Annotated in this window: 12 protein-coding genes and 1 pseudogene; 12 read left to right on the forward strand and 1 reads right to left on the reverse strand. The window is 75.1% G+C overall.

What is annotated here, in order from left to right; genetic code table 11:
• The 12 genes and pseudogenes from ACYVKY_RS07890 to ACYVKY_RS07945 all read left to right on the forward strand — a co-directional run.
• A pseudogene (locus ACYVKY_RS07890) lies at positions 1-307 on the forward strand (hypothetical protein); the annotation flags it as partial.
• 46 nt (positions 308-353) lie between these two features.
• Positions 354-1,997, forward strand: a complete 1,644-nt coding sequence (locus ACYVKY_RS07895) for a DEAD/DEAH box helicase (protein ID WP_460434421.1) — start codon at positions 354-356, stop codon at positions 1,995-1,997.
• A gap of 294 nt (positions 1,998-2,291) precedes the next feature.
• Entirely contained in the window at positions 2,292-2,912 is a 621-nt protein-coding gene (locus ACYVKY_RS07900; protein WP_460434422.1) for a pentapeptide repeat-containing protein, read from the forward strand.
• 123 nt (positions 2,913-3,035) lie between these two features.
• A complete protein-coding gene (locus tag ACYVKY_RS07905) occupies positions 3,036-5,453 on the forward strand; it encodes a putative bifunctional diguanylate cyclase/phosphodiesterase (protein ID WP_460434423.1) in 2,418 nt (805 codons plus the stop codon).
• 70 nt (positions 5,454-5,523) lie between these two features.
• A complete protein-coding gene (locus ACYVKY_RS07910) occupies positions 5,524-6,267 on the forward strand; it encodes a response regulator transcription factor (RefSeq protein ID WP_460434424.1) in 744 nt (247 codons plus the stop codon).
• Positions 6,264-7,853, forward strand: a complete 1,590-nt coding sequence (locus ACYVKY_RS07915) for a sensor histidine kinase (protein WP_460434425.1) — start codon at positions 6,264-6,266, stop codon at positions 7,851-7,853. The genes ACYVKY_RS07910 and ACYVKY_RS07915 overlap by 4 nt, the downstream gene beginning before the upstream one ends.
• Before the next feature lie 119 nt (positions 7,854-7,972).
• Complete coding sequence (locus ACYVKY_RS07920; RefSeq protein WP_460434426.1) at positions 7,973-9,310, forward strand: S1C family serine protease; 1,338 nt, start codon at positions 7,973-7,975, stop codon at positions 9,308-9,310.
• Between the two features lie 104 nt (positions 9,311-9,414).
• The gene (locus ACYVKY_RS07925; RefSeq protein ID WP_460434427.1) at positions 9,415-10,059 is read left to right on the forward strand and encodes an HD domain-containing protein; all 645 of its coding nucleotides are present in this window, start codon (positions 9,415-9,417) and stop codon (positions 10,057-10,059) included.
• A gap of 92 nt (positions 10,060-10,151) precedes the next feature.
• The gene (locus ACYVKY_RS07930) at positions 10,152-10,442 is read left to right on the forward strand and encodes a WXG100 family type VII secretion target (protein ID WP_460434428.1); all 291 of its coding nucleotides are present in this window, start codon (positions 10,152-10,154) and stop codon (positions 10,440-10,442) included.
• A 108-nt stretch (positions 10,443-10,550) separates the two neighbouring features.
• Positions 10,551-11,792, forward strand: coding sequence for a DUF5685 family protein (locus tag ACYVKY_RS07935; RefSeq protein ID WP_460434458.1), 1,242 nt, complete (start codon positions 10,551-10,553; stop codon positions 11,790-11,792).
• A gap of 1 nt (position 11,793) precedes the next feature.
• The gene (locus tag ACYVKY_RS07940; protein WP_460434429.1) at positions 11,794-12,090 is read left to right on the forward strand and encodes a hypothetical protein; all 297 of its coding nucleotides are present in this window, start codon (positions 11,794-11,796) and stop codon (positions 12,088-12,090) included.
• Between the two features lie 37 nt (positions 12,091-12,127).
• Positions 12,128-12,745, forward strand: coding sequence for a YczE/YyaS/YitT family protein (locus ACYVKY_RS07945; RefSeq protein ID WP_460434430.1), 618 nt, complete (start codon positions 12,128-12,130; stop codon positions 12,743-12,745).
• Here ACYVKY_RS07945 and ACYVKY_RS07950 read toward each other — a convergent pair.
• The gene (locus ACYVKY_RS07950) at positions 12,711-13,562 is read right to left on the reverse strand and encodes an SRPBCC family protein (RefSeq protein WP_460434431.1); all 852 of its coding nucleotides are present in this window, start codon (positions 13,560-13,562) and stop codon (positions 12,711-12,713) included. The genes ACYVKY_RS07945 and ACYVKY_RS07950 overlap by 35 nt on opposite strands.

Here is a 13,562-nt window from a genome sequence, read left to right on the forward strand (position 1 = left end):
GCGGGCGGCCGCGGTGGTGCGCGCGGTGCGCGCCGCCGACACCGCCCCCGTGCGGACGGCACCGGCCGACGGGCGCCCCGAGGTGCCCGTGCTCGACCCCGCCGCCTCGCTGCACCTGCTGCGCTCGGCGGCGGCCCAGCGCCGCCGGGTCTGGGTCGCGACGAGCGACCCGACCGGGTCGGTCTCGCGCCGCCTGGTCGAGCCGCTGAGCGTCGACAGCGGCCGGATCAGCGTGCTCGACGTGCACAGCGGGGGCCTGCGGACCCTGTCGCTGCACCGCCTCGCGGGCGTGCTGGAGGTCCCCTGACGCCCCGCCGACGGTGGCTGTCGGCGACCCGACCTAGCATCGTGGGGTGAGCGACGGCCCCCTGATCGTGCAGAGCGACAAGACGCTGCTGCTCGAGGTCGACCACACCCGCGCCGACGAGTGCCGCCGGGCGATCGCGCCGTTCGCCGAGCTCGAGCGGGCCCCCGAGCACGTGCACACCTACCGGCTGACGCCGCTCGGCCTGTGGAACGCGCGCGCCGCAGGGCACGACGCCGAGCAGGTCGTCGACGTGCTGATGGAGTTCTCCCGCTACCCCGTGCCGCACGCGCTGCTCGTCGACGTCGCCGAGACGATGGCGCGGTACGGCCGGCTCGAGCTGGTCGCCCACCCGGTGCACGGCCTGGTGCTGCACGCCGTCGACGTGCCGGTGCTCGAGGAGGTGCTGCGCTCGAAGAAGGTCGCGCCGCTGGTCGGCGCCCGGGTCGAGCCCGACACCGTCGTCGTGCACCCCAGCGAGCGCGGCCAGCTCAAGCAGGTCCTGCTCAAGCTGGGCTGGCCGGCCGAGGACCACGCCGGGTACGTCGACGGCGAGGCGCACCCGATCGCGCTCCAGGAGGACGGCTGGACGATGCGGCCGTACCAGCGGGCGGCGGTCGAGGGGTTCTGGCACGGCGGGTCCGGCGTGGTCGTCCTGCCCTGCGGCGCCGGCAAGACGATCGTCGGCGCCGGCGCGATGGCGCAGGCGTCGAGCACCACGCTGATCCTCGTGACCAACACGGTCGCGGCCCGGCAGTGGAAGGACGAGCTGGTGCGGCGCACCAGCCTCACCGAGGACGAGATCGGCGAGTACTCGGGCACCCGCAAGGAGATCCGGCCCGTCACGATCGCGACCTACCAGGTGCTCACCACCCGGCGGAAGGGCGCGTACACGCACCTGGAGCTGCTCGACGCGCGCGACTGGGGCCTGGTCGTCTACGACGAGGTGCACCTGCTGCCCGCGCCGATCTTCCGGATGACCGCCGACCTGCAGGCGCGGCGCCGGCTCGGGCTGACGGCGACGCTGGTCCGCGAGGACGGTCGCGAGGGCGAGGTCTTCTCGCTGATCGGGCCCAAGCGCTACGACGCCCCGTGGAAGGACATCGAGCACCAGGGCTACATCGCGCCCGCCGACTGCGTCGAGGTGCGCGTCACGCTGCCCGAGCGCGAGCGGCTGGTCTACGCCACCGCCGAGCCGCAGGACCGGTACCGGCTGTGCGCCACCTCGCCGGAGAAGACCGCGGTGGTCGAGCGGCTGCTGGCCCGGCACGCGGGCGAGCAGGCGCTGGTGATCGGGCAGTACATCGACCAGCTCGACGACCTCGGCGACCGGCTCGACGCGCCCGTCATCAAGGGCGAGACCCCGGTGGCCCAGCGGCAGCGGCTGTTCGACGCGTTCCGCGCCGGCGAGATCCCCACCCTGGTCGTGAGCAAGGTGGCCAACTTCTCGATCGACCTGCCCGAGGCGTCCGTCGCGGTCCAGGTGTCCGGCGCGTTCGGGTCGCGGCAGGAGGAGGCGCAGCGGCTCGGGCGGCTGCTGCGGCCCAAGGCCGACGGCCGCGCCGCCCGGTTCTACACGGTGGTCGCGCGCGACACCCTCGACGCCGACTTCGCCGCCCACCGCCAGCGGTTCCTCGCGGAGCAGGGGTACGCGTACCGCATCGTCGACGCCGACGACGTGCCGTCCGCCTGATCCGGCACCTCCGAGCAGCTGGGCGTCCCGCTCCGTCCCGGTGCGTCCCGATCCGGACCCCGCCGACGCTGCCACCGACGGTGCCCGGCTTGCTCCGCCCCGGCACTCGTAACACACCCCAACCCGCGAGGCCCGCTCCGCAGGGTGAGGGGTTTTGTCTGAAATCAGAGGTTTGCGATGCCCGGTTCGCCCGGACGGATGAGTATCACGCCGTTCCGGACCGCCCGTTGTCGCGAAACCGGTGCCACACTGTGAGCACCCAGCCGGGCTCTTCACCCCCTCGGAGGAACCCAGATGTCTCGTTCGCGTGTCCGTACCCTCGCCGTCGCCGCCAGCACCCTCGCGCTCGCGGCCGGCGCCGTCCTCGGTGGTGCCTCCCTGTCGGGCGCCTCGCTCTCCGGCGCCTCGCTCTCCGGCGCCTCCCTGTCGAAGGGCGCCTCCCTGTCCGGCGCCTCGCTCTCCGGCGCCTCCCTGTCCGGCGCCTCGCTCTCCGGCGCTTCCTTGTCGGGCGCCTCCCTGTCCGGCGCCTCCCTGTCCGGCGCCTCGCTCTCCGGCGCCTCGCTCTCGGGAGCCTCGCTGTCCGGGGCCTCCCTGTCGGGTGCTTCGCTCTCGGGCGCCTCGCTGTCCGGGGCCTCCCTGTCGGGAGCTTCGCTCTCGGGCGCCTCGCTGTCCGGGGCCTCGCTGTCCGGGGCCTCGCTCTCGGGCGCCTCGCTGTCGGGTGCATCCCTGTCCGGCGCTTCGCTGTCGGGTGCGTCCCTGTCCGGCGCTTCGCTGTCGGGTGCGTCCCTGTCCGGCGCTTCGCTGTCGGGTGCGTCCCTGTCCGGCGCCTCGCTGTCGGGTGCGTCCCTGTCCGGCGCCTCGCTGTCGGGTGCATCCCTGTCCGGCGCCTCGCTCTCGGGCGCGTCGCTGAGTTGAGCCCCCGTCCGGGTGGAGCCGCCACCCGGCTGACGCCCTGATGCCTGGGCCGTTCGGGGAGAAAACCCGACCGCAGAGCGCCACCGGTCCACCCACTGGCGCACACTGGTCGACGTGCCAGGCGTGGCGTTGCAGTCCGTGACGCCCGGGCAGCGACGACTCGTCGTCCTGTCCGGGCTGCTCGGTGCTGCCGGCGTAGCGGCGGGGATCGCGCCCGCCCCGGTCGACGCGTGGGTGACGCTGCCGCCGGCGCTGATGTTCGTCGTCGTCACGGTCATGTTCGTGGTCACGGAGTCTGCGAAGTTCCACGTCGAGGTGCGCCAGCAGGCGCTCTCGGTCTCCCTTACCGCGCTGCCGCTCGTCATCGGCCTCTACACCCTCCCGATCGAGTGGGTGCTCGTGGCGCGGCTGATGAGCGCAGCCGCCGTGCTCCACCTGCGCCAGCAGCCGGTGCACAAGACGCTGTTCAACCTCGCCCTCTACACGCTCGAGGTCGGCCTGGCGTTCCTCCTCCTCGACACGGTGGTCCGGCTGTGGAGCAGCGACCAGTCGGTGTGGGTGCACGCCGTGGCCATCGTCCTGGTCGTCGACCTGGTCGGCGTGCTCGCCGTCGTCGTCGCGATGACCGTCCTCGGCGCCCGCCCCGGCGGACGTCCGGTCGCGGTCATGACGGCGTCGGTGCTGCTGTCGGGCGTGCTCAGCGCGACGATCGCCTCGCTCACCCTGAACGCGCTCAAGGAGGGCTTCGAGGGCCTGCTGCTGCTGGCGATCATCTCGGCCGCCGTCGTCGTCGCGTTCCGGCAGTACGCCAAGCTCGTCCGCCAGCACGCCGACCTCGGCGAGGTGCTGCGCTCGGCCCGCACCATGGGCCAGGCGCAGACCGGCGGCGACCTCACCGCCACGCTCACGACCGAGGCGTCCACGCTGGTCAGCGCCGGTGGTGCCGAGCTCTGGCTGCTGGACGACCCCGTCACCACCTCGATGCTGCCCGCCACCGGCGCGCAGGCGGCCGTCGTGCGCAGCTCCACCCGCGACCCGCTCGAGCGGGCCTGGCTGGCCGAGCGCGGCTGGCGCGACGCGATCGTGCTGCCCATCGACGTCGGCGACGAGGTGCCGGCCGTGCTGGTCACCTACGACCGGCAGGGCTCGTCGCTGTCGACCTTCAGCGACGACGACCTCGACCTGCTGCAGACGCTCGCCACCCACGCCGCGGTGGTCTGGCACAACAACGACCTGGTCGCGCGGCTGCGGCACGACTCGCACCACGACGACCTGACGAACCTGCCGAACCGGCTCGCGTTCAGCGTGGCCGTCACCCGCGTGCTCGCTGCCCGCGAGCCCGGCGAGGACGGTTGCCTGGCCGCCGTCATCCTGCTCGACCTCGACCGGTTCCGCGAGGTCAACGACACCCTGGGCCACCCGGTCGGTGACATCCTGCTCGTGCAGGTCGCGCGTCGGCTCTCGGAGTCGGTGCCCCGCGACGCCACCGTGGCCCGCCTGGGCGGTGACGAGTTCGCGATCCTGCTGCCCGACGTCCGCGGCCGCGACGAGGTCGAGCGCGTCGCCGAGTCGCTCGCCACGGCGATGGTCACGCCGTTCGACCTGAACGGCACCTTCGTCGACGTCTCGGCCTCCCAGGGCCTGGTCGCGGTCTCCGACGCCGGTACCGACGCCGCCACCGTGCTGCGGCACGCCGACGTCGCGATGTACGAGGCGAAGCGCAAGATGGTGGCGTCCTGCTGGTACGAGCCGCAGCGCGACCGCACCAGCCTCGACCGGCTCACCCTGGTCGGCGACCTGCGGCGCGCCATCGACGACGAGCGCATCGACGTCGAGTTCCAGCCCCAGCTCAGCCTGCGCGACCACCGGGTCACCGGGTTCGAGGCGCTCGCGCGCTGGACCCACCCGGAGCGCGGCCCGATCTCGCCCGCCGAGTTCGTGCCGCTGGCCGACCACACCGGCCAGGTGGGCATGCTCACCACCCTGGCGCTGCGCAAGTCGCTCGCCCACTGCGCCCGCTTCAGCGGCGACGCGTTCGGCGTCTCGGTGAACCTGCCGACCCGCCTGCTGCTCGAGCCGGGCCTGCCCGAGCAGGTGCGGCTGCTGCTCGAGGAGGTCGGCGTGCAGCCGGGCCGGCTCACCCTCGAGCTCACCGAGGACTCCGTGATGAACTACCAGGTCGAGTCGCTGCGCCCGATGCACGCGCTGCGCGACCTGGGCGTCCGGCTCTCGGTCGACGACTTCGGCACCGGGTACTCCTCGCTGGCCTACCTGCGGCACCTGCCGATCCACGAGGTGAAGATCGACAAGACCTTCATCATCGGCATGGGCAACGACCGCGGGGCCCGCTCGATCGTGAAGTCGATCATCAACCTCTCGCACGACCTCGGGCTCGAGGTCGTGGCCGAGGGCGTCGAGGACCACGCCACGCTCCAGGTGCTCGAGGACACCGGCTGCGACATCGTGCAGGGCTACCTGCTGGGCCGACCGATGCCGGCGCACCAGGTGGGCGGCTGGCTCGCCGCCCGTCCCGGCCGCTGACGCCGCACCCGGCAGCGCCCGTCCAGCGGGTGTCCAGGCGGTTCCCAGGAACCGGGTCCACGATGGGTGCATGACGCTGGGGAAGCAGGGTGCGCCGGAGGCCCGGTTGCTGGTCGTCGACGACGAGCCGAACATCCGCGAGCTGCTGTCGACCTCGCTGCGCTTCGCCGGGTTCGAGGTGCACACCGCCCCCGACGGCCAGCAGGCCCTCGCGGTCGCCGAGAAGGTGCGTCCCGACCTGCTCGTGCTCGACGTGATGATGCCCGGGCTGGACGGCTTCGCCGTCACCCGCCGGCTGCGCGAGCGCGGCCGCGACACCCCGGTGCTGTTCCTCACCGCCAAGGACGACGTCGCCGACCGCGTCGCCGGGCTGACCGTCGGCGGCGACGACTACGTCACCAAGCCGTTCAGCCTCGAGGAGGTCGTCGCGCGCATCCGCGCGATCCTGCGCCGCACCGGCGCCGGCGCCGACGGCGCCGAGGGGCGCCTGGTCTTCCACGACCTCGAGCTGGACGAGGACTCGCACGAGGTGCGCCGCGGCGGGCACGACGTCGACCTGTCGCCCACCGAGTTCAAGCTGCTGCGCTACCTGATGCTCAACCCGAACCGGGTGCTGTCGAAGCCGCAGATCCTCGACCACGTGTGGAACTACGACTTCAACGGCGAGGCCGGCATCGTCGAGTCCTACATCTCCTACCTGCGCCGCAAGATCGACTCGCCGCCGCCCGGCACCGACCCCGAGGGGTGGCCCGCCCTGATCCACACCCGCCGGGGCGTGGGGTACGTGCTGCGGCTGCCCCGCGAGAACGCGTGAGCGACACCCCTCCCGGCCCGGACGACGTCGTCGGGCGCCCCGACCCGGTCCGCACCCGACCCCCGCTCCTGCCGTGGGCCGAGCGGCTGTCCCTGCGCGCCCGACTGCTGGCCGTGGTGGCGGCGCTGCTGGCGCTCGCGCTGGTGGGTGCGGGCACGCTCACCGTCGCCAACCTGCGTGGGCAGCTGGTGGCGCAGGTCGACGACCAGCTGCGCTCGGTCACCACCGAGAAGCAGGCGCTGAACCGCCTGGTCGACCAGCTGCGGCGCGACGACAGCTCGCCCTTAGGCGAGGACCCGCTGCCCAGCCGCTACGTCGTCGAGGTGTTCTTCGACGACGAGGCGGCGGGCGACAGCGGGCCGCTCTACGACGGGTCTCCCGACCGCCTCCCCGACCTGCCCGGGCTCACCTACGAGCAGGCCGAGGTCGCCGAGGGCCAGTTCCGCACCGTCGAGGGCAGCGGCGGCAGCCGGTGGCGCATGGTCGCCGTCCCCGTGGTCTTCCAGCCGAGCGGGCAGCCGGCGGGCGCCGCCGTGATCGCGCTGCCGCTCGACGACGTCCAGGCGACCCTCAAGGCGGTGACCCTGCGGTTCGTGGTGCTCGGCGCGGCGCTGATCGCCGCGCTGGTGCTCATCGGCTTCTTCCTGATCGGGCGCGCGTTCCGCCCGCTGCGCGAGGTGCAGTCGGTGACCACGGCGTTCGGCTCGGGCGACACCAGCCGGCGCGTCGACGTGAAGGCACCCGCGACCGAGGTCGGTCAGCTGGGCACCGACGTGAACGGCATGCTCGACCGGATCGAGACCACGCTCGCGGCGCGCGAGGCCTCGGAGCAGCGGATGCGGCGGTTCATCGGCGACGCCAGCCACGAGCTGCGCACGCCGCTCGCGACCCTGCGGGGGTTCGCCGAGCTCTACCGGATGGGCGCGGTGCGCGAGCAGGACGAGGTCTCCAGCACGTTCCGCCGGATCGAGGACGAGTCGACCCGGATGGGCGGGCTCGTCGAGGACCTGCTGGTGCTCGCCCGCCTCGACGAGCAGCGTCCGCTGCGGCACGCGCCGGTCGACCTGCTGGTGCTGGCCGCCGACGCCGTGCACGACAGCACCGCGCTGGCCCCGGACCGGTCGGTGCGGCTCGTGGGCGTCGACGGGCGCCCGCCGCAGCCCGCCGTCACCCCCGGCGACGAGGCGCGCCTGCGCCAGGTGGTCACCAACCTGCTGAGCAACGCGCTGCGCCACACGCCGGCGGGGTCGCCCGTCGAGCTCGGCGTCGGGGTCCGCCCGGACGCCGTGGTGCTCCAGGTCGTCGACCACGGACCCGGGGTGCCGCCCGAGGAGAGCGACCGCATCTTCGAGCGGTTCTACCGGGCGGACGCCTCGCGCACCCGCAGCAGCGGCGGGTCCGGCCTCGGCCTGGCCATCGTCGACGCCATCGTGCGCGCGCACGGCGGGCTGGCCCTGCTGCACCCGACCCCGGACGGAGGCGCCACCTTCGAGGTGCGCCTGCCCCGCGTCCCGCAGGACGCGGGCGCCGACGAGCGGGCCGGTGCGGTCGACGACGCGGTCGACGTCACGCCCGACGCCCGCTGACCCTCGCGCACTCCCAGCGCCTTCCCAGGGTCGGCCCAGGGCCCTCGGAGGCCGGCCCCGTTGAGTAGGGGTGTACCGGCCGACGGGGCCGGGCGAGCAAGCCGAAGGCGATGATGCAGATGACCCAGACCCTCCCTCCCGCGGGCGCTCCCACCGGACCCGGCAGCACCGGGACCGGGTGGCCGGCTCCCCCTGCCTCCGACGCGACCACCGGCACGACCGCCGGTTCCTGGGGCCACCGGGCCTCCGACCCGTGGGGCGCGCCGCCCGCACCGCCGCTGCCGCCCGCCGAGCCCACCTCGCAGCCGCAGCCCCGCCCGCGGCGCCGTCCGGGCTGGGGAGCGCTGGTGCTGGCCTCGCTCGGGGCGGCGGTGCTCGCCAGCGGCGCGACCGCCGGCACCGTCACCCTGCTCGACCGCGACGCCACCCCCGCGGCGATCGAGCAGCAGGCCGCCCCGCCCGTGGCCTCCAGCGCGGACGGCGTCGACTGGACCGCGGTCGCCGACGCCGTCTCCCCCAGCGTGGTGAGCATCCGGGTCGCGAGCTCGGCCGGCGAGGGCCAGGGATCGGGCGTCGTGCTCGACGACCAGGGCCACATCCTGACGAACAACCACGTGGCGACCGGTGCCGGCGAGGGCGCGCAGATCCAGGTCGTGCTGTCCGACGGGCGCGTCTTCGGCGACGTGCGGGTGGTCGGGCTCGACCCCGCGACCGACCTCGCGGTGCTGCAGATCGTCGACCCGCCGTCCGACCTGGTGCCCGCGACCCTGGGCGACTCCGACTCGGTCGTCGCCGGGCAGCCGGTGATGGCGGTCGGCAACCCGCTGGGCCTGTCCGACTCGGTCACCACGGGCATCGTCTCGGCCGTGAACCGCCCGGTCAGCACGGCCGCGTCCGAGTCGCAGCAGCAGGACCCGTTCTCCGGCGGGCAGTCCGCGGCCGAGCCCGTCGTCACCAACGCGATCCAGACCGACGCGGCGGTGAACCCGGGCAACTCCGGCGGTGCGCTCGTCGACGCCTCGGGGACGGTGATCGGCATCCCGTCGTCGATCGCCAGCACCGCGACCGGCACCGGCGGCCAGGCCGGCAGCATCGGCCTCGGCTTCGCGATCCCGGTGAACGAGGCGAAGCGGATCGCCGACGAGCTGGTCGCGGACGGCACCGCCGACCACGCCTGGCTCGGCGTGCGGCTGCAGGACGGCTCGGGGACAGCGGACGGCACCACGCGCCAGGGCGCCGAGGTGGTCGACGTGACCGCCGGCACCCCCGCCGCCGAGGCCGGTCTGCGGGCGGGCGACGTGATCGTCGCCGTCGACGACGAGAACGTGTCGGGCTCGGAGTCGCTCACCGCGCAGGTGCGCGAGCGGGCGCCGGGCGACGAGGTCACCCTGCACGTCGTGCGGGGCAGCGAGCTGGTGCAGGTCCAGGCCGTGCTGGGTACACGCGCCGACGGGTGACCTGCACCGCCGGGCCGACGACCCCCTTCGGTCGGCCCGGACGCGGAGGGGGCGGCGACCGGGGTCGCCGCCCCCTCCGGCACGTCCAGGGCCAGACTGGTGGGGTGCCGGACCGCACGCAGACCTTCCTCGACGCCGTGGCCGCGCTCGGCGGGGACGCCGGGCCACCCGCGACGGCCGCGGCGGCCGACCTCGCGGGCCGCTGGGGTGGCGCCGACCGGGGCTACCACGACACCGAGCACCTGGCCGAGGTGCTGACCCGGCTGGACGAGCTCGAGGCCGCGACGCCGGCGGTCGTGCTCGCCGCCTGGTTCCACGACGCGGTGTACCGCGGCCGGCCGGGACGCGACGAGCGGGACAGCGCCGACCTCGCCGTCGCGGTGCTCGGCGGGCTCGGGGTCGACGCGGCCGCCGCCCACCGCGTCCGCGACCTCGTCCTCGTCACGGCGGACCACGTCCCGGCACCGGACGACGAGGAGGCGGCGGCGCTGTGCGACGCCGACCTGGCCGTGCTGGCGAGCGAGCCGGGGCGCTACCGGCGGTACGCCGACGGCGTCCGGCACGAGTACCGCCGCGTGCCGGGCCCGCTGTTCCGCCGCGGCCGGGCCGAGGTGCTGCGCCGCCTGCTCGCCCGGGCGCGCGACGACGAGCACCCGGACGGGCCGCTGTACCGCACCGCCGCGGCGCGGTCGCGGTGGACCGCCCGCGCCGCGGCCAACCTGGAGGCCGAGCTGACGACCCTGCGCTGATCCTGTGGACGACCGCGTTGGACGTCGTTTGCTGCGGTTAGAGTTGTGGTGACGCCGCCCGGGGTGGGTGGCCCGTCCAGGGAGGGCACACCATGAGCAGGTTCGAGGTCGACAGCGCGCAGGTCGCGAGCGCGAGCACCGCGGTGAGGGGGTCGGTCGGCACGATCAACGCCGAGGTCGACCGGATGATGAAGCACCTGCTCGAGCTGCAGGGCAGCTGGCGGGGGCAGGCCGCCGGGCAGTTCCAGGTGGTGATCGAGGACTGGCGGGCGACCCAGGACCGGGTGCGGCAGTCGCTCGAGCACATCAGCACCGCGCTGGGCCACGCGGCCACCACCTACGCCGACGCCGAGCAGGCGAACGCGCGGATGTTCACACGCTGAGCCGTCGCTCGCCCCTCGTCGGTCCCGGTGCTGGCACGATGGCCCGCACCGGGACCTGCGCAGGTGCAGGGACGCGCCCGGGCACCGAGGGGGGACAGCGTGTTCGGGATGCTGCGGCCGTGCCGCAACCGGCTCTCGCCGCAGCTGCGGCAGGCGTGGCTCGCGCACCTGTGCGGCATGTGCCTGGCGCTGCGCGACCGGCACGGGCACCTCGCGCGGCTGGTGACCAACTACGACGGCCTGGTGCTGTCGGCGCTGGTCGAGGCCCAGCAGCCCGCCGGCGCGCAGGACCGCCGCCAGGCCGGGCCGTGCGTGCTGCGCGGACTGAAGGGGGCTCCGGTCTCCCAGGGCGCGGGCGCGCAGCTCGCGGCCTCCGCCTCGCTGCTGCTCGCCTCGGCCCAGCTGCGCGACCACGTCGACGACGGCGACCTGTCGGGCGGGGTCCGCTCCCGCACGGCGGGCCTGGTGGCCCGTCGCTGGGAGCGGGCCGGGCGCGCGTCGTCGTCCGGGGTCGCGCTCGACGTCGACGTCCTGCAGGACGCCGTGGCCCGCCAGGGCGACCTGGAGCGCCGGCTCGAGGCCGACGGCCCGGGCGCCGACCCGGTCGCCGCGCTCCTCGCCGTCACCGCGCCCACCGAGGAGGCCTCGGCCGAGGGCTTCCGCGCGACCGCCGTCGTCGCCGGCCGCCCCGGCAACGCGACGACCCTGGCCGAGGCCGGACGGCTGTTCGGACGGGTCGCGCACCTGCTCGACGCCGTCGACGACCTCGCCGACGACTGCGCCGCGCGGCGGTTCAACCCGGTCCTCGCCACCGACCTCGGCCCCGCGCAGGTGCGGCAGGTCTGCGACGACGCCGTGCTGGGCGTGCGGCTGGCGCTCGACGACGCCGACCTCGACGACGCCGCGCTGGTGCACCTGCTGCTCGTGCACGAGCTGCCGCGTGCGGTGGAGCGGACCTTCCGGCAGGCGGGCTTCCCGTCCGCGAGCCAGCAGCCGCCGCACCTCCCCCCGCCGTGGAACCCGCCGCCCGGCCAGCAGCCGGGCGGGCCGTACGGCGCTCCGCCGCCGCACCAGGGCGGGCCCTACGGCGCCCCGCCCCCGCAGCACGGTGGCGGCGGCTACCCGCCCCCGCCCCCCGGCGGCGGCGGCGGTGGCTGCCTGGCGAACCTGCAGGCGTGCGGGTCCTGCGGGGCCTGCACCGGCGGCGGGTCCCACGGCCCGGCGCGCGGCGGGCACGGCCACCACCGCGGTCCCCAGCAGCAGCGCGACCAGCACCGGCGCCGCCGAAAGCGCGACGGGTGCGGCGACTGCTGCGAGGGCTGCTGCGAGTGCGGGTGCGGGTGCGACTGAGGTGACCCAGCTCCCCCCGGACCTGCCCCCTGCCTGGAAGCCCCCGCACACGCCCGGTCGCCCGCCGCACCAGCACGGCCCCGGCCGCCGTGGCGTCGCCGGCACCGGCCTGCTCGCCGGGCTGATCGCGTGCCTCACCTGCCGCTGCGGGCAGCAGCAGGACGACCCCGAGCACGACCGCAAGAGGAGCTGGTGCGAGGGGTGCGGCGAGTGCGGCGGCGACGGCTGCGGCGACTGCTGCGGTGGCGACGGCTGCTGCGACGGCTGCGACTGCTGCTCGTGCGACTGCAGCTGCTGACGGGAGTGGATCGCGTCCCGCGCGGGTTGGCCACGTCGTGACGCGCACCCTCGCCCTGCGGCTGCTCCAGCTCGTCGTGTCGTGCGTCGTGCTCGGCGTGGGCGTCGCCCTGCTGCTCGACGCGCGGCTCGGGTCCGACGGCTACTCGATGTTCGTCAGCGGGTTGTCGATCGCCACCGGCCTGTCGTTCGGCCTCGTGAACGCCGGCGTCGGCGTCGTGCTCGTGCTGCTCGCCTGGGCCCGCGGCCGCCGTCCGGGCGTGGGGACGCTCGTGCAGGCCGTCCTGGTCGGCTACGTCGTCGCCTGGACGATGCCGCTGCTGCCCGGGCCGGACGACCTGGTGCTGCGCTGGACCGAGCTCGCCGTCGGCTTCGCCGTGGTCTGCCTGGGCGTGGCCGGGTACCTGGCCGCCGATCTCGGCGCCGGGCCCGCCGAGGGCGCGGCCCTGGCATTCGACCCGCCGGTCCCGTTCCGGTGGAGCTACACCGTGCTGCAGGTCGGGGGCGCGCTGGTCGGGTGGCTCTGCGGGGCGAGCCTCGGGCTGGGCACGGTGCTCGTGGCGCTGCTGGTCGGACCGGTCGTCGACCGGCTGCTGCGCTGGTGGCGCGAGCGCGCTGCGGTCAGGACCGCCCCCGTCGGGCCACCAGCCAGGTGACCACGGCGGTGACCACGACCGCGAGCACCGTGACGCCGTAGCGCTCGAGCAGCGCCGGCCCCACCACCCCGCCGAGATCGAGCTCGGCCGGCTCGGCCGCCGGACGGGCGGGACGGGCGGGACGGGCGGGCGCCGACCGGGTCTCCCCCGGGGTGGGCTCGACCGCCGCCGGCGGAGGGGTCGTCGGTGCCGCCGCCTGCATCGCCGGGGCGGCGACCTCCTCCTCGAACGGCTCGCCGGTCTCGGTCGCCGCTGCCCCACCACCCGGACTCCCGGACGACTCGGGGTCCGGACCCGCGGAATCGGCCCGCTGCTCGGACGATCCGGGACCGAGGTCAGGCGCCTCGTCGACCTCGCCGGAGGCGCCCTCGGGCGCGGCGAGCAGGGTGGTGAGGTTGGCGGCGAACTGGTCGAGGATCTTGCCGCCGACGTCCTGGATCACGCCGCGGCCGAACTGCGCCGGACGGCCGGTGATCTTCAGGTCGGTGTCGAGCAGCACCCGGGTGCTGCCCTCGCCCTCGGCCGAGAGCGAGGCCATGATCGTGGCACCGGCGGTGCCGTTGCCCCGCTTGTCCTTGCCCTGCGCCTCGATCACGGCGGTGCGGGCGGCCTCGTCGCGCTCGGCGAAGCGTCCGGTGCCGTTGTACTGCAACGAGATCGGGCCCAGCTTCACCTTGGCGGTGCCGGTGAACTCGTCGCCGTCGACGCCGGTGATCGCCGCCCCGGGGAAGGCGGGGCCGATCCGCTCCAGGTCGTTGAACGCCTCCCAGGCCTGCTCGACGCCGATCGGGACGACGAACTCGTGGTGCAGCTCCAT

The organism is Angustibacter speluncae, from assembly GCF_054777815.1.